Source organism: Pseudosulfitobacter pseudonitzschiae, from assembly GCF_900129395.1.
Classification (GTDB): Bacteria; Pseudomonadota; Alphaproteobacteria; order Rhodobacterales; family Rhodobacteraceae; genus Pseudosulfitobacter; species Pseudosulfitobacter pseudonitzschiae.
On record NZ_FQVP01000003.1, the window covers coordinates 640870 to 660668 of the forward strand.

A 19799-nucleotide genomic window follows, 5' to 3' on the forward strand; every position below is an offset into this window, starting at 1 on the left:
CATGAAGACCGTTCGACTGTCTGCCGACGACAATGTCGTCACCGCCACCCAGCCGCTGCAAGTGGGCGAGGAAGGCGCCACCATGCTGATCCCGCGCGGCCACAAGATGGCGACGCAGCCCATCGCCAAAGGGCAAGCCGTGCGCAAATACGCCAACCTGATCGGCTATGCCGCCGAGGACATTGCCCAAGGTGCGCATGTGCACACGCACAATCTGGAATTCCGCGCCGTCGATACCGAATATGAATTCGGCACCAACCTGCGGCCCGTGACCCCCGCGACCACGCAGGACACCTTTCAGGGCTATCACCGCGCCAATGGCCGTGTCGGCACGCGCAACTATATCGCGGTGCTCACCTCGGTGAACTGCTCGGCCACGGCGGCGCGCCAGATCGCGGCGCATTTCACGCCGGACAAGCTGGCGGATTATCCCAATGTCGACGGCGTGGTGGCCTTTGTCCATGGCACCGGCTGCGCGATGGGCGGCGATGGCACCGGCTTTGAGGTGTTGCAGCGCACGCTGTGGGGCTATGCGCGCAATCCCAACGTGGGCGGCGCGCTGCTGGCGGGTCTGGGCTGCGAGATGATGCAGATCGACTGGCTGATCGAGGCCTATGGCCTGACGCCGGGCCCGTTGTTCCAGACGATGAACATTCAGGACGTGGGGGGCCTGCGCCGCTGTGTCGAACTGGGGGTGAAGAAGATCACCGCCATGCTGCCCGAGGTGAACAAGGCCACGCGCGCACCTGCACCTGCGTCCGAGTTGATGGTGGCGCTGCAATGTGGTGGGTCCGACGCGTGGTCGGGGGTCACGGCGAACCCGGCTGTCGGCCATGCCTGCGATCTGCTGGTGGCGCAGGGCGGCACCGGCGTGCTGGCCGAAACGCCCGAGGTTTACGGCGCCGAACACCTGCTGACCGCACGCGCCCACGACCGCGCCACGGGCGACAAGCTGGTGGACCTGATCCACTGGTGGGAGGATTACACAGCCCGCAATCGTGGCTCGATGGACAACAACCCCAGCCCCGGCAACAAGGCGGGCGGGCTGACCACCATCCTTGAAAAATCGCTGGGGGCGGTGGCCAAGGGGGGCACGACCCCATTGATGGGGGTCTATAAATACGCCGAACCCGTGACGGCACGCGGGTTCACGTTCATGGACAGTCCCGGATACGACCCAGCGTCGGTCACCGGCCAGATCGCCAGCGGTTGCACCTTGGTGTGCTTTACCACGGGTCGCGGCTCGGCCTTTGGCGCGAAACCCTCGCCGTCGATGAAGGTGGCGACCAACACCGAAATGTACACCCGACTGCACGAAGACATGGACGTGAACGCAGGCACCATCCTGTCCGAAGGCCGCAGCGTCGAGGAGGTGGGGCGCGAGATTTACGAAATGTGGTTGCGCATGGCCTCGGGCGAGGCCAGCAAATCCGAGGCGCAGGGGCTGGGCGATTATGAATTCGTGCCTTGGCAGATCGGGGCGGTGATGTGATGCGGTTTTCGGCAAACCTGGGTTTTTTGTGGACAGAGCTGCCGCTGCCCGATGCGATCCGCGCGGCGGCGGCAGCGGGGTTTCAGGCGGTGGAATGCCATTGGCCTTATGACGTGCCTGCACAAGAGGTGGCTGCGGCGCTGCGCGAGACGGGGCTGCCGATGCTGGGCCTGAACACGCGGCGCGGGGCGGCGGGCGAAAACGGGTTGTCTGCGCTGCCCGGTCGCGGGGCAGAGGCCCGCGCGGCGGTGGACGAGGCGCTCGCCTATGCTGCCGCGACCGACGCCGGGGCCGTGCATGTGATGGCGGGCTTTGCCGAAGGCCCTGAGGCCCATGCGGCCTTTGTCGAGACCCTGCGCTATGCCTGCGACAGGGCTGACGGGAGGACGATCCTGATCGAGCCGCTGAACCACTACGACGCGCCGGGCTATTTCCTGCGCACCACGACGCAGGCCGAAGCGATCATTGCCGAGGTGGGGGCCGCGAACCTGAAGCTGATGTTCGACTGCTACCATGTGCAACTGATGGAGGGCGACGTGACGCACCGGCTGGAACGGCTGCTGGGGCTGATCGGGCACGTGCAGGTGGCCTCGGTCCCCGACCGCGGTGCGCCGGATCATGGGGAATTGCATTACCCCCATGTCTGGGAGGTGCTGGAGCGGCTGGGCTGGGATACGCCCGTTGGGGCGGAGTATCGGCCCGTTGGGCCGACGGAGGCGACGTTGGGTTGGATGTGAGGGGGCGCCATCGGCCTCTTGTGAGATCAATGCTGAAGGCCGCTTACCCCTCCAGAAACGCCGCCTGTGCCGCGCGCATCTCGAAGATGTCCTTGTCGTCCGTGATCTCCACATCGTCCAGGCACACGATCTGGTCGCGTTTGATCGGGCGTTTCAGCTTGATATGGTGTGCCAGCCCGATGGGCAGGGCGTTCAGGCGGTGGGATTGGCTGGCGGGGATCGCCTTGGCCCAGACCTTGAAGCCGCCTTCGCCGTCCAGAGTGTCACCGGCGGCAAAATCGCCCTTGGAAGTGGCCACCGCGTCGCCGCGCCAGCGGGTGGACGACCCCGTTGCCTCGCCGCGCAAACAGGCGTTCAGCACCGATACCGAGGTTTCCAGCCCGATCAGGTGGAAAGGCCGCCACATCGACCCGTACCAGCCGCTCGGATCGGTCAGCAGGCCGTATTGCTGAAAGCAGGCGCGGGTGTATTCATCGGGCGCGCGGAAGGTGACGAACATGCCATACTGGATGTTGTTCAGCACCACGCGCCCGTCCGGTTCACGGCTGGAGGCGATATCGACCAGACCTGCCCGCGCCAGCCTGCCGCCTTCGCTTTCGGGGCGAAATACCGTGGCCAGATCGTGCAGCCCTGCGGGGTGAAAGGCCAAACCATCCTCGGGACAATCCAGGCCGGTGGCATTGGCGACAGCGGCCATTTCGATGGCGGCCTTGGTGCCATCGGTGAATGAATTGTACATCTTGGGATTAAAGTCGCCTGCGGCCACCTCTTCTTCGCTCCAGCCGAAATAGCCCCAGACCGTGTCGGGGGTGGAATAGCGGTAGGGCGGGGCAAAGTTCATGCCCTTGCCAGCGGCGCACAGTTCGAACCCGCAGGCGTGGACCCAATCCACCAGCTCGCAAATCGCGGCGGGCTGGTCGCCGTAGGCCATGGAGTAGACCACGCCCTGTTGCGCGGCGCGGTTGGCCAGAACGGCACCGCACAGCACGTCGGCCTCGACATTGACCATGACCACGTGCTTGCCCGCGTCGATGGCGGCCATCGCGTGACGGGTGCCTGCAAGGGGGTGGCCGGTGGCCTCGATGATGCATTCGATGTCGTCGCAGGCCAGCAGGGCGGCCACGTCGTCGGTGATGCAGGTGGTGCCGGTCTGGATCGCCTGCGCCATGGTGGGCGCGGCGTATTGCGCGTTATCCCAGCCTGTGCGTTTGAACGATCCGCGTGCCTTGTCCACGTCCAGATCGACGACGCCGACAATGTGATAGCCATCGATGAACCGCGCCTGCGCCAGGATCATTGAGCCGAACTTGCCCGCTCCGATCAGGCCGACACGCACGGGGCGGCCCGCGTCGCGGCGCGCGGCGAGAAGGGGTTTGAGGTTCATGGGCGGCTGTCCTTTCGTGCTGTTTGCGCTGACGCTAGCACGAGGGGCAGGGCATGACATTGAAGCGGTTCTTATGAAATAGTTAAGAAAATTTAATTGTTTGATGCCCCTGCATGATGCCATCTGATCCTGGACCAAGGGAGAGGACACAGCCATGACCACGGGTGCTGCCAAGCATGGATCGAACGTCAGCCTGGCGCGGCGGGCCTGGGCGATCCGGCGCAATGCGCTGCGTATGGGCGAGGTGCAGGGACAGGGGTACATCGGTCAGGCTCTGGGCGTGGCGGATGTGCTGGCGGTGTCCTATTTCCACGCGCTGACCTACCGCGCCGACGAGCCCGAATGGGAAGGGCGCGACCGGTTCCTGTTGTCGATCGGACACTATGCCATCGCGCTTTATGCCGCGATGATCGAGGCCGGGATTTTGCCCGAGGACGAGCTGGAAACCTATGGCATGGACGACAGCCGGATGCCGATGTCGGGCATGGCCGCCTATACGCCCGGCATGGAAATCACCGGCGGTTCGCTGGGCCACGGGCTGGGCATTGCGGTGGGCATGGCGCTGGGGCTGAAACGCAAGCAGAACCCGGCCTTTGTCTACAACATGCTGTCCGATGGCGAATTGGGCGAAGGATCGACATGGGAGGCGGTGATGTCGGCGGTGCAGTGGAAGCTGGACAACCTGATTGCCATTGTCGATTTCAACAACCAGCAGGCGGACGGGCCCACGCGCGCGGCACTGGCGCAGGTGCCCGAGGCGGCCAAATGGCAGGCTTTCGGCTGGCATGCGCAAGAGGTGGACGGCAACGACCTGGACGCGGTCGTCGCGGCCTTTGACGCGGCACGCAACCACGACGGCGCACAGCCGCGCGTGATCATCTGCAACACCACCATGTGCAAGGGCATTCCCTTTCTGGAAAGCCGCGAGATCACCCATTTCGTGCGGGTCGAGCCAGAGGAATGGGCCAAGGCGCTGGAGATACTGGACGGGGAGAAACCGCAATGAAACCGCAGGAACTGTCCCGCCGCCAGTCGAAATACACGGCCCGCAGCGTGCCACAGGGCGAACGGGTGGCCACATCGGCCATGATCGCCTCGCTGGACGCCGAAGGGCGCGACACCATTGCCGCCCCGTTCGGGCACGCGTTGGTGGACATCGCCAAAACCCGTGAGGACATTGTCGGGCTGACGGCGGACCTGTCGAAATACACCGATCTGCATGTCTTTGCCAACGCCTACCCCGACCGGTTCTACCAGATGGGCATGGCCGAGGCGGTGATGATCAGCGCCGCCGCCGGTCTTGCGCGCGAGGGCTTCACGCCCTTTGCCACCACTTACGCGGTGTTCGCGTCGCGCCGCGCCTATGATTTCATCATCATGGCGATTGCCGAGGAAAACCTGCCGGTCAAGATCGTCTGCGCGCTGCCCGGCCTGACCACGGGCTATGGCCCCAGCCATCAGGCGACCGAGGATATGGCGATCATGCGGGGGATGCCGAACCTGACCATCATCGACCCTTGCGACGCGGTCGAGATCGATCAGGCCACGCGCGCCATCGCGGATACGCCGGGGCCGGTCTATATGCGTCTGTTGCGCGGGCAGGTGCCGAATGTGCTGGGCGAATACGGCTATCAGTTCAAGCTGGGCCGCGCGCAGGTGCTCCGCGACGGGTGCGATGTTTTGTTCGTGTCGTCCGGGCTGATGACCATGCGCACGCTGGACGCGGCCAGGGCGCTGCAAAAGGACGGCGTGGATTGCGCGGTGCTGCACGTGCCGACGATCAAGCCGCTGGATACGGAAACCATCATCGCCGAGGCGTCCAAAGGTGGCCGACTGGTTGTGACGGCCGAGAACCATTCGGTCACGGGCGGCTTGGGCGAGGCGGTGGCTGCCACGCTGATGCGGGCTGGCGTGCATGTGCCGTTCCGCCAGATCGGCTTGCCCGATGCGTTTCTGGACGCGGGGGCGTTGCCCACGTTGCACGACCAATACGGGATTTCGGTCAGCGCGGTCGCGGCTGCGGTGAAATCATGGCTGTGAGGGGGAAGAGGCGATGAAACTTCTGGATGGAATGACGGCGATCATTACGGGTGCGGCCAGCCCGCGCGGTCTGGGCAAGGCCACCGCGCGGCTGTTCGCACAGCATGGCGCGCGGGTGGCGATACTGGATCTGGACGCGGACGAGGCGGCAGAGGCGGCGGCAGACCTGCCCGGGGCGGGGCACACTTCGGGCGTGTGCGACGTGACGGACAAGGCCGCCTGCGACACGGTGGTGGCGGACATCATCGCGCAATGGGGGCAGGTGGATGTTCTGGTGAACAACGCGGGCATCACCCAACCGCTGAAGCTGATGGAAATCACGCCGCACAATTACGACGCGGTGCTGGATGTGAACCTGCGCGGGACGCTTTACATGTCACAGGCGGTGATCCCGCATATGCGGTCCCGTGGGCAGGGCAGTATCGTCAACATGTCGTCCGTGTCGGCGCAACGGGGTGGGGGCATCTTTGGCGGGCCGCATTATTCCGCCGCCAAAGCGGGGATATTGGGCCTGACCAAGGCGATGGCGCGTGAACTGGCGGCTGCAGGGGTGCGGTCGAATGCGATCTGTCCGGGGTTTATCGCCACCGACATCACGGCGGGCAAGCTGACCGACGACATGCGTGCGCAGGTGCTGGCAGGCATCCCGATGGGGCGCGCTGGGACGGCGGAGGATGTGGCAGGCTGTGCGCTGTTTCTGGCGTCGAACCTGTCCGCCTATGTCACCGGGTCCGAGGTGGACGTGAACGGCGGATCATTGATCCACTAGCGCGCAGCTTGTTTCCCGAATGGGTCGCAGGCAATAAGGGCCGGATATGTTGCCCTCCCAAAGGACCCGCCGCCATGAGACCGGACCTGCGCCAAAAGGCCATCGCCATCTGCGACCGCAAGATCGCGCAAAAGGGCGAAAGCGTCGGCCTGTCGTTCTATGCGTTCTTTGCGAACCGCAATGACGATCCCGATTTGTTGATGGAAGCGGCAACATGGTGGATCAAGACCCACCAGCTTGATCATTTTGAAAAGGCCGCGAAGATACGCGAGATGCTGCACGCAGGTCGCTGACCGGCGTGCAACGTTGTCTCAGACGCTCGGGTATCTTCGCGACCAGACCTTTGACTACTGGTCGATCTGCGACAACAACGCAGGGTTTGTCACCAGATTGCGCACGCCATGTGCGTGGTCTTCTTCGAACACGTTATGGCCCAGCCATTTGTCCACCGAGTTGATGTCAACGCGCGCCACCTTGGGGTGCACGCTCCACGTCACCTCATAGGGCGAGCCGGTCTCGTCATAGCCCGGACCGGTGGTCGAGCCTGCATAGACCACCGGCGTGCCGGTGTCGGTGGGGATGTTGGGCGCCTGATACAAGCCGTTCACGGTCTCCACATCCGCCAGCGTATTGAAATCCAGCGCATTCGGATCGTTCACCAGCACGAAAACCTGTGCCTCGACGCGCAGTTGCGGGTTGCTGATCGCATCGCTCAGACAGGTGCCAAGGGTCGGGCCAGGCTTGGCCTGTGCGGTGGAATAGACGAAATGCGCCTCGATGGTGTCGCCCGGCTGCAGGTCGCCGTGTTCGGTCTTGCCCACGGGATGATCCAGCGGTTTCAACTCTTCCGGCGTCAACTGGCCGGTGTACTGATAGCCGGTGTCATACCCATGACCGTCGCCGTTGCCCGCGTAATGGGTGAACTCGCCGCCGCGATGTTCGGCGTTTTCGTGAAAGTGGATGTCGCACAGGTTCATCTGCGTATAGGCGGGGGCCGGGGCAAAAACGCGGTGGTTGGTGCCCGCGACCGAGTCGATGTCGCGCGGGGCCTGCGGGCCAAAGCCTGCGCTCTCGGTGTTCTTTGCCAATGCGGCACGCTGTTGTGCGATGACGTCGTCGGATACGGCAGTGTGGACTGCGCCGGCTGCCATGGCAAAACTGTTCAACGCGAAAAGGGCGGCAGTGGCTGTGGCCAGCACCGGGAGCGTTCTTTTGGTCATGATGATTTTCCCATACTTTTTACGGTGATGCGGTTCTTTGGGCAGGGGGGTGTCGTGACCAACCCCCGCAGGACGGCATCTTTCACAAATCAGCGCCTCGCGGATCGGAAAGTAAATTCACGCTGTTGTGTGGTGGAATTTCGCAGATTAAGATGCTGAAATCATATAAAGTTATTTCATTTTGCGCGACGCAATCGATGGAGTGCGTGATCGTTTCGTGAACACGACTCGTTCGGCTGAGGTGTGTTTTGCGCACAGGTCGCGTCGCTTTGCCCGTTCCGCTCATTGCCGCTTGACGCCCATGCCTGTCGCCGCCCCTAATGGGATGATGAACATCCTGCACAACACCCCGCGCCGCCCTGTCGATGTCCCCTTGGATGTGCCCGCCCCCTCGGTCGATGCCGCACGGGCGGCGTTGTTGGTGGCGCAATGTCCCGTGGCGGGGGCGACCCCCTTGGTGGACGCCCCGGCGCTGGCCGAAGCGGCAGGTGTTGGCAGCCTGCACATCAAGGACGAGCGGAACCGCATGGGGCTGGGCAGCTTCAAGGCGCTGGGCGCGGCCTATGTCATTGCCTGCGACGCCAGTGACGGGATGGCAAGGGGGCGCACATATGTGACCGCCAGCGCGGGCAATCACGGGATGAGCGTGGCCGCAGGTGCCGCCGCCTTTGGCGCGCGGGCGGTGGTCTATATCGCCGAGACAGTGCCCGAAGCCTTTGCCGCGCGGTTGCGCGACATCGGGGCCGAGGTGCGCCGCGAAGGCGCGATTTACGAAGACAGCATGGCCGCCGCAATGGCCGCCGCCGAAAGCGAAGGGTTCGCCCTGTTGTCCGACAGTTCGTGGGAGGACTATTACGACCGCCCACACCGGCTGATGGAGGGTTACCTTGTGCTGATGGATGAGGCGATCCGCCAGATGCCCCAGCCGCCGACTCATCTGTTCCTGCAGGCGGGTGTCGGCGGGTTGGCCGGAGCCTGTGCTGCGCTGGCGCGCAAGGCGTGGGGCGAAGCGGTGCAGATCATCGTGGTGGAACCCGAGGCCGCGCCTGCGCTGCACGCGTCGGTGAGCGCGGGCAAGGCCGTGACGGCCCAGGGGCCGGTGTCCGCCATGGGGCGGCTGGACTGCAAGGCGCCGTCGTTGATCGCCTTGAAAGGACTGGCGCGGGATGCGGACGTGTTCGCGTTGATTTCCGAGGATGAGGGCGCGGCTGGGGCTGCGGCCTGCGCACAGCATGGGCTGGCCTCGACACCTTCGGGGGCTGCGGGGGTGGCCGGGCTGCTGGCCGGGGCGCAGGCTCTGGGCCTTGATGAAAGCGCCCGTGCTCTGTGTATTCTCAGCGAAGGACCCGAATAACCGATGACCGATTTCGCCCCCGAAGAATACCGCGCCCGCTTGCACCGCGCCCAGGCGATGATGGACCGCGCCGGGCTGGCGGCCTTGCTGCTGACCACCGAACCCGAAGTGCGCTATTTCACCGGTTTCCTGACCCGTTTCTGGGAAAGCCCGGCGCGCCCGTGGTTTCTGATCGTGCCGGCCAGCGGCGATCCGGTCGCGGTGATCCCGTCCATTGGCGCGCATCTGATGGGGCAAAGCTGGATCACCGACATCCGCACGTGGCGCAGCCCGCAGCCCGGGGATGACGGTATCAGCCTGCTGCGCGATGCGCTGGCCGAGGTTGATGGCCCTGTCGGTGTGCCCAGCGGCGCGGAGACCCACCTGAGGATGCCGCTGGACACATGGGCCGCGCTGCAAACCGCCGCCACCTTTCGCGACGACGCGGGGATCATGCACCGCCTGCGGCTGATCAAATCCGACGCCGAAATCGACCGCATTGCCACCATCTGCCAGATCGCCAACGCCGCATTCGACCGGGTGCCCGAGGTCATCGGCGCGGGCCTGCCGCTGTCCGAGGCGTTCCGCCGCTTTCAGATCCTGTTGCTGACCGAAGGGGCCGATTGGGTGCCCTATCTGGCAGGGGCCGCAGGGCAGGGTGGCTATGGTGACGTGATCTCGCCCGCGACCGATGCGCCGTTGATGGACGGCGATGTGCTGATGCTGGACACCGGTGCGGTCAAGGCGGGGTATTTCTGCGATTTCGACCGCAACTTTGCGGTGGGCGACGTGGGTCAAGCGGCGCACGACGCCCACGCTCGGCTGATCGAAGCGACCGAAGTGGGGTTCGAGGCGGCCCAACCCGGCGCCACAGCAGCAGACCTGTTTCACGCCATGGACCGCGTGGTGACGGGTGGCGCGGGCGGATCGGACGCGGGACGCTCGGGGCATGGGTTGGGGATGCAGTTGACGGAATGGCCGTCGCTTATGCCCGCCGATCATACAGTGTTGGAGCCGGGCATGGTGCTGACGCTGGAGCCGGGGATCGCAGTGGCACCGGGCCGGATGCTGGTGCACGAGGAAAACATCGTGATCACCGCAGATGGCCCGCAATGGCTGAGCATTCCCAGTGACGAACATATGGTTCAGCTGTGACCACATATCCCTATGACAGCGTCGACGTGGGGCCGTCGCTGGGGTTGGTGGTGTTGCAGGTGGACGAGACGATCGAGGGCGACATGCGCCGCTTGCTGGGCGATGCGCAACTCTATGTCAGCCGCGTGCCCAGTGATGCACGCGTGACCCGCGAGACATTGGCCGAGATGGCCGCGCATCTGGGCAGTGCGGCGGCGCTGTTGCCGCCCGCTGCGGATCTTGCGGCGGTGGCCTATGGCTGCACGTCGGGTGCAGCCCAGATCGGGCCAGTGCAGATCGCGCGGCTGGTCCGGCAGGGCAGGCAGGTCGGGGCGGTGACCGATCCCGTATCCGCGCTGGTTGCGGCCTGTGCGCATTTGGGCATCCGGCGGCTGGCGCTGTTGTCCCCCTATGTCGAGGCGGTGTCGGAACAGTTGCGCGACGTTCTGGCGCAACAGGGCGTGGACACTCCCGTCTTTGGCACCTTTGCCGAGGCCGAAGAGGCCAAGGTCGTGCGCATCGCGCCGGAGGCGATTGTCGACGCATCTATGGACCTGTGCGCCGGTGCCGAGGTGGACGGTCTGTTCCTGTCCTGCACCAACCTGCGGACGTTGCCGGTGATCGACCGGCTGGAAACCGCGCTTGACCTGCCGGTGTTGTCGTCAAACCTGGTTCTGGCCTGGCATATGGCACAGCTGGCCTCGGTTCGGGTTGCGGGGCCGGGGCGGTTTCTGGCCACGGCCTGACCCTGCGTCACGGTGCGGTCCGCCGACCGCTTGGGGGCTGGAAATCGCGCGCGTCCCGCGCAAGGATCGCGCCGACACGGAGCGGAGGAGGCCCCATGCTAGAAATCATCCCGAAGATGCCGGAAAACATTCCCAGCGAAACGGTGGTCGCAGCGGTGCGCCGGGTGGCACAGATCAACCCCGACCGCGACGCGGTGGTCTGCGACGGCACACGGCTGAGCTGGGCAGAGTTCGATACGGCCATCAACCGGGCTGCCAACATGCTGATCGCGCGGGGCGTGACGCGGGGCGACCGGGTGGCGGTGCTGTCGCCGAACTCGGCAGCCTATGCGGTGCTGTTCATGGGCATCCTGCGGGCCGGTGGATGTGTGGTGCCGTTGTCGACGATGGCGTCCTCCTCGGCGCTGGAGAAGATGGTGCAGGACTGTGGCGCGCGGGTGTTCTGCCTGGCCGAGACCTACCGCGATCTGGTGCCCTTCATCGATGGGATGGACATCACACGCATCGCGCTGGATTTCGACGCTGACGGGTTCGAAAGCTATCCGGCGGTGATGGAGGCAGCTGATACCATCGACCCTATGGTGCCGGTCGAGATGGGCGACGGGTTCAACCTGATCTATTCCTCGGGCACCACGGGCACGCCAAAGGGCATCTTTCACACCCATTTCCTGCGGGCCGCCCAGATGGACCGCGTGACCGCCAACGGCTATGACGATGCCGCACGCACGCTGATTTCCACGCCGCTGTATTCCAACACGACCATCGTGGCCTTTCTGCCGACGCTTGTGGGCGGATCGACCGTGATCCTGATGTCCAAGTTCGACGCCCAAGGCTGGCTGGCGCTGGCCGAAGCCGAGGCGGCCACGCATACAATGCTGGTGCCTGTGCAATACAAGCGCATCGTCGAACTGCCTGACTTTGCCGACTATAACCTCAGCGCGATGCGCCTGAAGCTGTCCACGTCGGCCCCGCTGCGGGCGGATGTGAAACAGAAGGTTCTGGCGCAGATGCCGGGCAAGTTGGTGGAATACTACGGGCTGACCGAAGGCGGCGGGGTGACCGTGCTGATCGCGGACGAGAACCCGACCAAGCTGCACACCGTTGGCAAACCCGCACCCAATTGTGACATCCGCCTGATCGGACAGGACGGGCGCGAAGTGGCCCCCGGTGAGGTGGGCGAAATCTGTGGGCGGTCGCCGACGATGATGGCGGGCTATTTCGGCCGCGACGACCTGACCGAAGAGACCCTGTGGCGCAACGCCGAGGGCGAGGTCTACTTCCGCTCGGGCGATATGGGGGCCTTTGACGAAGACGGCTTTCTGGTGCTGTCAGACCGCAAGAAGGACATGATCATCTCGGGCGGTCTGAACATCTATGCCAACGATCTGGAACTGATCCTGCTGGCCGACCCGGACGTGACCGACGCCGCCGTGATCGGCGTGCCCTCCGAGCAATGGGGCGAGACGCCGCTGGGGCTGGTGGTGCTGCGCGAAGGGTCCGATGCGACGGGGGACGATATCCGCGCACGGGCGAACGAGAAGCTGGGCAAGAGCCACCGGCTGAGCGCGGTCGAAGTGCGCGACGTGCTGCCGCGCAGTTCGATCGGGAAGATTCTGAAAAAGGATTTGCGGGCGGCGTATTGGCCGTGACCCCTCAGGTTTGTTGCGCCCGAACCGAGGGGTGGGCGAGAAGCGCCCGCCCCGTGGGGGCGGTTCGGGCGCTGCCAAATCTTTGATTTGGCATTGGTGTTTCTATTGCCGAGGATTGGCTGTCAAACCAGCCCGCCCACCTTCTTCAACTCCGCCACAACCTCCGCCACGCCCTCGCGCTGGCGCAGGGATGTGAACAAGAACGGCCGCCCTGCGCGCATCCGCGTGGCGTCGCGTTCCATCACGTCCAGCGATGCACCCACATAGGGCGCAAGGTCGGTCTTGTTGATGATCAGGATGTCGGATTTTGTGATCGCAGGCCCGCCTTTGCGGGGGATTTCCTCGCCTGCCGCAACGTCGATCACATAGAGCGTCACATCCGCCAGCTCCGGGCTGAAGGTCGCCGACAGGTTGTCGCCGCCGCTTTCGATCAGCAGCACTTCGATCTCGGGGTGGCGTTTCACCATCTGGTCGACTGCGGCCAGGTTGATCGACGCATCCTCGCGGATGGCCGTATGCGGACACCCCCCGGTTTCGACACCGATGATGCGGTCCTGCGGCAGCACCTGCATCCGCATCAGCGCCTCGGCGTCCTCTTGCGTGTAGATGTCATTGGTGATCACGCCGACGGAATGGCTGTCGCGCAGGGCCTCGCAAAGGGCAGCGGTCAGCGTGGTTTTGCCAGCGCCCACGGGGCCGCCGATGCCAACGCGCAGGGGGCCGTTCATCTGGGTCATGTGCGGAAAATCCTTGAATATTGGGTTTCGTGTTTCATCGACGCGATGTCGGTGGCAAAGGCCGTGGCCGTCAGGTCGTCCAGGCTGGCGGCACAGGCGCGGGTGGCGATGTCCTGTGCGGCGGGTGTCAGGGCGCGAATGATGGCCTGTCCGTCGCTTTGCCCCAGGGGCACCAATCGCATGGCCGCCCCTGCAAGGTTGCTGGTCAGGCTGTGCAGGTACATCTTGACCGTCAGCTCCAGCGGCAGGCCCGCGTTGCGCGCCGCTTCACCGACTGCCACGGGATAGGTGCGCGGTGTGGCAGGCGCGCCGGTCAGGTTGGCCACGGCCGTGGCAAAGGCCGCCCCCTGCAGGTCGGTCTCGCGCAGCCGTTCCGCCGAAGCGGCAAAGGCGCGGGCCGTCGCATCGACCGTGCCCGCATCATCGGCGCGATAGCTGGCCGCGATGAACAGGCAATCGTTCCAGCCGGCACCATGCCGCAGCACCGTGTCGATCCAGTCCTGCGTTTGGGCTGCATCGGCCACATCGCCCGCCTGCACCGCCCATTCCAACCCATGCGAATAGGCAAAGCTCCCCACCGGAAAGGACGGCGAAAACCACTGCGCCAGCGTCAGGACCGCCGCGTCAGTGGGCATGGCTGTGGGTGCGTCCGTGTCCGTAAGCCCCACCTTCGGGGATAAAGGGTTCGTTCACCTCGCGCACCGTTGCACCGATCTTGGCCAGCATGTCGCGGATCACGTGGTCGGGCTGGATCAGCAGGCGGCGGTCCTCGATCTGGCAGGGGGTGTGGCGGTTGCCGATGTGCCATGCGATGCGTGTCAGGTCGTCGGCCCTGATCTCAAGCAGGTCCTGGGCGGCTGCCTGCACCAGCACCTCGCGCCCGTCGGACAGCACCAAGACCCCGCCGTGGTCCAGCGATGTGGTTTGCGGCAGGTCGATCAGGATCGGCTGGCCGTCGTCGGTTTCCAGCATCTTGCGGCGCAAAAAGCGGGTGTCATAGTCCAGCGTGATCTGCGCGAAGGGCGTTGTGTGGCTGTGGTCGTGATAGGTGCGGGCGGTCAGGGTGTGCATGATCGGGCTTTCAGAACATGAAATAGCGTTGCGCCATCGGCAGAACCTCGGCGGGCTCGCAGGTCAGCAGCTCGCCGTCGGCGCGCACTTCGTAGGTTTCGGGGTTCACTTCGATCCGGGGCAGGGCGGTGTTCAGCTTCAGGTCCGACTTGCCGATGTTGCGGGTGTTGCTGACCGCCACGGTTTGTTTGGCCAGACCCAGCGTGCCGCGAATGTCGGCGTCCTGTGCGGCGGCGCTGACAAAGGTGATCGACGAATGTTCGACCGACCGGCCAAAGGCCCCGAACATGGGCCGCGAATAGACCGGCTGCGGGGTGGGGATCGATGCGTTCGGGTCGCCCATCTGCGCCATGACGATGGTGCCCGACATCAGCACCATTTCCGGCTTTACCCCAAAGAACGCAGGGTTCCACAGCACCAGATCGGCGCGCTTGCCCTCTTCGATGCTGCCGATCTCGCGGCTGATGCCGTGGGCGATGGCGGGGTTGATGGTGTATTTCGCGATATAGCGGCGCACGCGAAAATTGTCGTTGTCGCCGGTTTCCTCGGCCAGTCGCCCGCGCTGTTTCTTCATCTTGTCGGCGGTCTGCCATGTGCGGATCAGCACTTCGCCGATGCGGCCCATCGCCTGACTGTCACTGGCGATGATCGAAAACGCGCCCATGTCGTGCAGGATATCCTCGGCGGCGATGGTCTCGCGGCGGATGCGGCTTTCGGCAAAGGCGACGTCTTCGGGGATGGATTTGTCCAGGTGGTGACAGACCATCAGCATGTCCAGATGCTCTTCGAGCGTGTTCACCGTAAAGGGGCGCGTCGGGTTGGTGGACGAGGGCAGAACGTGTTCTTCGCCGCAGATCTTGATGATGTCCGGCGCGTGCCCGCCGCCTGCACCTTCGGTGTGAAAGGCGTGGATCGTGCGGCCTTTCATGGCGGCCACGGTGTTTTCGACAAAGCCGCTTTCGTTCAGCGTGTCGGTGTGGATCATCACCTGCACGTCCATGTCGTCGGCCACCGACAGGCAGCAGTCGATGGCGGCGGGGGTGGTGCCCCAGTCCTCGTGCAGCTTCATCGCGCAGGCACCGGCGTTGATCATCTCGACCAATGCGGCGGGCTGGCTGGCGTTGCCCTTGCCCGACAGGCCGATGTTCATCGGGATGCTGTCGAACGCCTGCAACATCCGCCCAATGTGCCATGGCCCCGGCGTGCAGGTGGTGGCCAGCGTGCCATGTGCGGGGCCGGTGCCGCCGCCCAGACAGGTGGTGACACCGGAATGCAGCGCGTCCTCCATCTGTTGCGGGCAGATAAAGTGGATATGGCTGTCGAACCCGCCTGCGGTCAGAATGCGGCCCTCGCCCGCGATGGCCTCGGTGCCGGGGCCGATGATGATGTCGACGCCCGGCTGGGTGTCGGGGTTGCCCGCCTTGCCGATCTTGTGGATGCGCCCCTCGCGCAGGCCCACGTCGGCCTTGTAGATGCCGGTATGGTCCACGATCAGCGCGTTGGTGATGACCGTATCAACCGCCCCTTCGGCGCGTGTCACCTGTGACTGTCCCATGCCGTCGCGGATCACTTTGCCGCCGCCGAACTTGACCTCTTCACCATAGGTGGTCAGGTCACGCTCGACCTCGATGATCAGGTCGGTGTCGGCCAGGCGCATCCGGTCGCCGGTGGTGGGGCCGAACATTGCGGCATAGTCGGCGCGGGCAATGGGTTTGGGCATGGGCTATGTCCTTTAGTGGGCGTCAGCGTTTCTTGGGGCCGGGCAGGGCGGGGCCGCGTTTGCCCAGGCGGCGGGCATTGGCGCGGGTCTTGCGGCGCAGCGGACGCAGGGCGGCGTTCATCACCTCGTCGGGGCGCTTGCCGGTCATGGTGGCGACCGACGCGGCGGCGGCGCTGTCCAGGAACGCCGAAGATTTTTCCGATACCATACGTTCGTTTTCGGACTTGGTGACCGACCACAGGCCCGCCATTCCCATCATCCGCATGGTCATGACGCTGGCGGTTTCCATCATCAGCATCGACATATTCATCCACGAGCCCATCAGATCGGCAGGGGTGGCAAGGCGCGGCAGTTTCGTGACCATCAAAGGTCTCCCATAATCTGCTGGTTGAACCCGAACACCCGCCGCGCCCCGCCATAGGGGATCAACGAGACTTCGCGCCGTTGACCGGGTTCAAAGCGCACGGCGGTGCCGGACGCAATGTCCAGGCGCATCCCCCGTGCGGCATCGCGGTCAAAGTCCAACGCAGCGTTTGTTTCAGCAAAATGATAGTGCGAGCCGACCTGAACAGGGCGGTCACCGGTGTTGGCAACCATCAGCGTGATGGCCGTGGCACCCTCATTCAAGATGATGTCGCCGCTGCCCGGTATCAACTCGCCGGGGATCATTTGCGGGATTTCCGCGCGCTGCGTGCGCGGATTGTCGCGCGGGTGGCGGTCAGGGCCACGGCCACCACGATGGCCGCCATGCCCAGCAGAACCGGCAGCCATGCCGCGCCGTCCGTGACGTGGGGGTGCAGGTGCAGGCCCGCATCGGTGTGTGCGGCCACGGGGGCAGCAAGACCGGCAAGGCCAAGGGCGATTGTTACGGATTTCATCATGTCAGGCTCCTGTTAGCGGATAGGGTTGTGGACGGTCACCAGCTTGGTGCCGTCGGGAAAGGTGGCCTCGACCTGCACGTCGTGGATCATCTCGGCGATCCCTTCCATGCATTGATCGCGGGTGATGATCTGCGCGCCTGCCTCCATCAGGTCGGCCACGCTGCGCCCGTCGCGCGCGCCTTCGACCACCGCATCGGTGATCAGCGCAATCGCTTCGGGATGGTTCAGCTTTACGCCGCGCTCCAGCCGTTTGCGGGCGACCACGGCGGCCATCGCAATCAGCAGTTTGTCTTTTTCGCGGGGAGTGAGGTTCATGTCAGATCATCCAGGTTCTTGGCAGGGGTCCACCCTTGAGGCGGATAAGAACGGGCAGCAGGCTGCGCCGCAACTCGAAACTGTCGGCGGCGAGGAATCTTGCCACCAGCATATCGTCACCGATCAGGCTGGCCCCTGCGGTGTCGGGCAACATGGCGCGTACGGGTTCAAGCTGTCCGGCGGCGTCGGGGGCAATATAGACCATTGCAGCCATCGCACCCGCGCCCCTTGCGACAAAGGCTTTGGCCAGATGCGCGCTGGCATCGCCCGTCAGCGCAATCGCGTCGTGGTACAGGGGAACGCCCGCGCGGTTGATCATGATGCGGTCGCGCAGGTCCAGCGTGCCCAGCCGTTCGCCCATCGCGGCACGGCCAAAGACCAGCGGTTCGACCATCAACAACTGTGCATCTTTGCTCAGATCAATCTGCAAACGGCGGTCAATCGCCGCGCCCTCAAAGAGAATCGTCTCCTGCGGCAGCCACTCGATTCGCGCCTGCGGTCCCACGGTCAGAGCGTTGCGCACCTGTCCCACTTCGCCGGTCTGGGCGCGGTAGACACGTTCGCAGGCCTGCGTGGTCAGGCAAAGGCGGGTGCCGGCCTCGGCCTCGGCACTTACGGCAAAGCGGTCACCGCCGGTGATCCCGCCTGCCGTGTTCAGCACCACGGCATCCAGTGATGCGGTATTGTTGCGCGGAAACAGGCATTTTGATGAACCGGCCTGATGCAACCCGCCCAGAACGGATCGCCCGCGCGCCAGCTTGGACGACACGGCAATGCGCCCGAGCGCACGGGGCTGGCGGGCCTTTGCCTGCGGTATGACCATATGATGCGTTATCTGTCTTTTCCCCGATTGCCGACAAGCGCGCCCGAGTCGCCCTTGCTGCGTGGGTTCAATAGAGCACCGGATCGCAGCCTTGCCCATCCACGCGAGGCATTTCCGGTTTATATCGCCCAATAAATGAACATTTTAGGGTTACTCGCCCAATAATTGTGCGACTTCCCGCGCCTCAGGATGCTGCACCTGCATCCTCATTTGCCATTCACAATCACTTGAACTGACGCTGAGCCCACCTGATTGCGCGAGACAAGTGCCAACGGGGGGGTGTGTGGCGACCTTGCGACTTGGACTTCGAGAGGCCGCCACACGGTAATGCAACGCTAAAGTTGCGGGATCAGTTAAGGGGACTGTGGATGCGGCGCAAGCCGCTGCTGTCCGGCTGGCCCGCTTTGGAGACAGATATGACATTTCTTAAATCCATGCTGAGCGGCACGATTGTGGCTGCATCGCTTGGCTCGGCCGTGATGGCGGCGGATGACACGATCAAGGTGGGTGTGCTGCACTCGCTGTCCGGGACCATGGCGATTTCGGAAACCACGCTGAAAGACACCATGTTGATGCTGGTCGAACAGCAAAACGCCAAGGGCGGCGTGCTGGGCAAACAGCTTGAGGCGGTGGTTGTCGATCCCGCATCCGACTGGCCGCTGTTCGCGGAAAAAGCGCGCGAGTTGCTGACGGTGCACAATGTCGACGTGATCTTTGGCAACTGGACCTCCGTCAGCCGCAAGTCGGTTCTGCCGGTGATCGAAGAGCTGAACGGCCTGCTGTTCTATCCGGTACAATACGAGGGCGAGGAATCGTCCAAGAACGTGTTCTACACAGGCGCGGCCCCGAACCAGCAGGCGATCCCGGCGACCGACTATTTCCTGGACGAACTGGGTATCGAGAAATTCGCGCTGCTGGGCACCGACTATGTCTATCCGCGCACGACCAACAACATCCTTGAAAGCTACCTCAAGGGCAAAGGCATCGCGTCCGAAGACATCTTTGTGAACTACACACCCTTCGGGCACTCGGACTGGTCCAAGATCGTGGCCGACGTCGTGGCTCTGGGTGCGGACGGCAAGAAGGTCGGCGTGATTTCGACCATCAACGGTGACGCCAACATCGGTTTCTACAAGGAACTGGCAGCGGCTGGCATCTCAGCGGATGACATTCCGGTCGTCGCCTTCTCGGTGGGTGAGGAAGAACTGTCGGGTCTGGACACGTCGAACCTGGTCGGTCACCTGGCCGCGTGGAACTATTTCATGTCCGCCGACACGCCGGAAAACGCCGAATTCATCAAGACTTGGCATGCATTCATCGGTGACGACAAGCGTGTGACCAATGACCCGATGGAGGCGCATTACATCGGCTTCAACATGTGGGTTGCGGCGGTCGAGGCGGCAGGCACCACCGATGTGGACGCCGTGCGCGCCGAAATGTATGGGCAGGAATTCCCGAACCTGACCGGCGGCACCGCCGTGATGGGCGTGAACCACCACCTGTCCAAACCCGTGCTGATCGGTGAGATCCAGGCCGACGGCCAGTTTGACATCATCTCGGAAACCGATCCGGTTCCGGGCGACGCATGGACCGACTTCCTGCCCGAATCCGCCGTGCTGGAATCGGATTGGAAAGATCTGGGCTGCGGTATGTACAACACCGAAACCAAGACCTGCGTTCAGATCCTGTCGAACTACTGAGCTTGACCTGAGAGGGCGCGCATCCCGCGCCCTCTCTGACCCAATGCG

22 protein-coding genes are annotated in these 19799 nt (G+C 64.2%); 11 read left to right on the forward strand and 11 right to left on the reverse strand.

The genetic code is table 11. The features are described from left to right. The first annotated feature begins 1 nt into the window (after window position 1). Window positions 2-1492 carry a UxaA family hydrolase gene (locus BUC08_RS11315; RefSeq protein ID WP_037923732.1) on the forward strand — a complete coding sequence of 497 codons (1491 nt, stop codon included), beginning with the start codon at window positions 2-4 and terminating at the stop codon, window positions 1490-1492. Further along, on the forward strand, window positions 1492-2229 hold the full coding sequence (locus tag BUC08_RS11320; RefSeq protein WP_037923730.1) for a hydroxypyruvate isomerase family protein: 738 nt from the start codon (window positions 1492-1494) through the stop codon (window positions 2227-2229). The genes BUC08_RS11315 and BUC08_RS11320 overlap by 1 nt, the downstream gene beginning before the upstream one ends. Window positions 2230-2272: 43 nt before the next feature. Here BUC08_RS11320 and BUC08_RS11325 read toward each other — a convergent pair whose 3' ends face one another. Further along, entirely contained in the window at window positions 2273-3613 is a 1341-nt protein-coding gene (locus tag BUC08_RS11325) for an NAD(P)H-dependent oxidoreductase (protein ID WP_037923728.1), read from the reverse strand. A 154-nt stretch (window positions 3614-3767) separates the two neighbouring features. On the opposite strand from BUC08_RS11325, the gene BUC08_RS11330 reads away from it, so the two are divergent. From BUC08_RS11330 to BUC08_RS11345, 4 genes are all read left to right on the forward strand, one after another. Then, the gene (locus BUC08_RS11330; RefSeq protein WP_037923725.1) at window positions 3768-4619 is read left to right on the forward strand and encodes a transketolase; all 852 of its coding nucleotides are present in this window, start codon (window positions 3768-3770) and stop codon (window positions 4617-4619) included. Then, window positions 4616-5653 (forward strand): transketolase family protein, encoded by a 1038-nt coding sequence (locus BUC08_RS11335; RefSeq protein ID WP_081855338.1) that lies wholly within the window; start codon window positions 4616-4618, stop codon window positions 5651-5653. The genes BUC08_RS11330 and BUC08_RS11335 overlap by 4 nt, the downstream gene beginning before the upstream one ends. A 13-nt stretch (window positions 5654-5666) precedes the next feature. Next, the gene (locus tag BUC08_RS11340; RefSeq protein ID WP_037923724.1) at window positions 5667-6422 is read left to right on the forward strand and encodes an SDR family NAD(P)-dependent oxidoreductase; all 756 of its coding nucleotides are present in this window, start codon (window positions 5667-5669) and stop codon (window positions 6420-6422) included. 74 nt (window positions 6423-6496) lie between these two features. Continuing rightward, window positions 6497-6715: a DUF6500 family protein gene (locus BUC08_RS11345; protein WP_037923722.1), complete on the forward strand. Its 219-nt coding sequence runs from the start codon at window positions 6497-6499 to the stop codon at window positions 6713-6715. Between the two features lie 54 nt (window positions 6716-6769). Here the strand turns inward: BUC08_RS11345 and BUC08_RS11350 are convergent, their stop codons facing one another. Further along, entirely contained in the window at window positions 6770-7642 is an 873-nt protein-coding gene (locus BUC08_RS11350; protein ID WP_143186717.1) for a delta-class carbonic anhydrase, read from the reverse strand. A 328-nt stretch (window positions 7643-7970) separates the two neighbouring features. Here BUC08_RS11350 and BUC08_RS11355 point away from each other — a divergent pair, with 328 nt between their 5' ends. The 4 genes from BUC08_RS11355 to BUC08_RS11370 all read left to right on the forward strand — a co-directional run bounded on the left by BUC08_RS11355 (window position 7971) and on the right by BUC08_RS11370 (window position 12504). Continuing rightward, window positions 7971-8996: a pyridoxal-phosphate dependent enzyme gene (locus tag BUC08_RS11355; RefSeq protein WP_037924573.1), complete on the forward strand. Its 1026-nt coding sequence runs from the start codon at window positions 7971-7973 to the stop codon at window positions 8994-8996. 3 nt (window positions 8997-8999) lie between these two features. Next, complete coding sequence (locus BUC08_RS11360; RefSeq protein ID WP_037923719.1) at window positions 9000-10130, forward strand: M24 family metallopeptidase; 1131 nt, start codon at window positions 9000-9002, stop codon at window positions 10128-10130. Next, on the forward strand, window positions 10127-10855 hold the full coding sequence (locus BUC08_RS11365) for a maleate cis-trans isomerase family protein (protein ID WP_051694082.1): 729 nt from the start codon (window positions 10127-10129) through the stop codon (window positions 10853-10855). Before BUC08_RS11360 ends, BUC08_RS11365 begins: the two co-directional genes overlap by 4 nt. Window positions 10856-10950: 95 nt before the next feature. Further along, window positions 10951-12504: a class I adenylate-forming enzyme family protein gene (locus tag BUC08_RS11370; protein ID WP_037923716.1), complete on the forward strand. Its 1554-nt coding sequence runs from the start codon at window positions 10951-10953 to the stop codon at window positions 12502-12504. A 122-nt stretch (window positions 12505-12626) separates the two neighbouring features. On the opposite strand, the gene ureG is transcribed toward BUC08_RS11370, so the two are convergent. The 9 genes from ureG to BUC08_RS11415 are packed head-to-tail and all read right to left on the reverse strand — an operon-like array spanning window position 12627 to window position 18051. Continuing rightward, entirely contained in the window at window positions 12627-13241 is a 615-nt protein-coding gene (gene ureG / locus BUC08_RS11375; protein ID WP_037923713.1) for an urease accessory protein UreG, read from the reverse strand. Continuing rightward, window positions 13238-13876, reverse strand: coding sequence for an urease accessory protein UreF (locus BUC08_RS11380; RefSeq protein ID WP_037923710.1), 639 nt, complete (start codon window positions 13874-13876; stop codon window positions 13238-13240). Before BUC08_RS11380 ends, ureG begins: the two co-directional genes overlap by 4 nt. Beyond that, the gene (locus tag BUC08_RS11385; RefSeq protein ID WP_037923707.1) at window positions 13866-14312 is read right to left on the reverse strand and encodes an urease accessory protein UreE; all 447 of its coding nucleotides are present in this window, start codon (window positions 14310-14312) and stop codon (window positions 13866-13868) included. The genes BUC08_RS11380 and BUC08_RS11385 overlap by 11 nt, the downstream gene beginning before the upstream one ends. 10 nt (window positions 14313-14322) lie before the next feature. Next, the gene (gene ureC, locus BUC08_RS11390; protein WP_037923705.1) at window positions 14323-16032 is read right to left on the reverse strand and encodes an urease subunit alpha; all 1710 of its coding nucleotides are present in this window, start codon (window positions 16030-16032) and stop codon (window positions 14323-14325) included. A 22-nt stretch (window positions 16033-16054) separates the two neighbouring features. Beyond that, window positions 16055-16396, reverse strand: coding sequence for a hypothetical protein (locus tag BUC08_RS11395; RefSeq protein ID WP_051694080.1), 342 nt, complete (start codon window positions 16394-16396; stop codon window positions 16055-16057). After that, the gene (locus tag BUC08_RS11400; RefSeq protein ID WP_037923703.1) at window positions 16396-16701 is read right to left on the reverse strand and encodes an urease subunit beta; all 306 of its coding nucleotides are present in this window, start codon (window positions 16699-16701) and stop codon (window positions 16396-16398) included. Before BUC08_RS11400 ends, BUC08_RS11395 begins: the two co-directional genes overlap by 1 nt. Further along, on the reverse strand, window positions 16698-16913 hold the full coding sequence (locus tag BUC08_RS11405) for a hypothetical protein (RefSeq protein WP_037923701.1): 216 nt from the start codon (window positions 16911-16913) through the stop codon (window positions 16698-16700). The genes BUC08_RS11400 and BUC08_RS11405 overlap by 4 nt, the downstream gene beginning before the upstream one ends. Window positions 16914-16925: 12 nt before the next feature. Continuing rightward, window positions 16926-17228, reverse strand: coding sequence for an urease subunit gamma (locus tag BUC08_RS11410; protein WP_028958337.1), 303 nt, complete (start codon window positions 17226-17228; stop codon window positions 16926-16928). A 1-nt stretch (window position 17229) separates the two neighbouring features. Then, complete coding sequence (locus tag BUC08_RS11415; RefSeq protein WP_051694077.1) at window positions 17230-18051, reverse strand: urease accessory protein UreD; 822 nt, start codon at window positions 18049-18051, stop codon at window positions 17230-17232. Between the two features lie 416 nt (window positions 18052-18467). Here BUC08_RS11415 and urtA point away from each other — a divergent pair, with 416 nt between their 5' ends. Further along, window positions 18468-19751, forward strand: a complete 1284-nt coding sequence (urtA, locus tag BUC08_RS11420; protein ID WP_037924563.1) for an urea ABC transporter substrate-binding protein — start codon at window positions 18468-18470, stop codon at window positions 19749-19751. The last annotated feature ends 48 nt before the right edge of the window (window positions 19752-19799 follow it).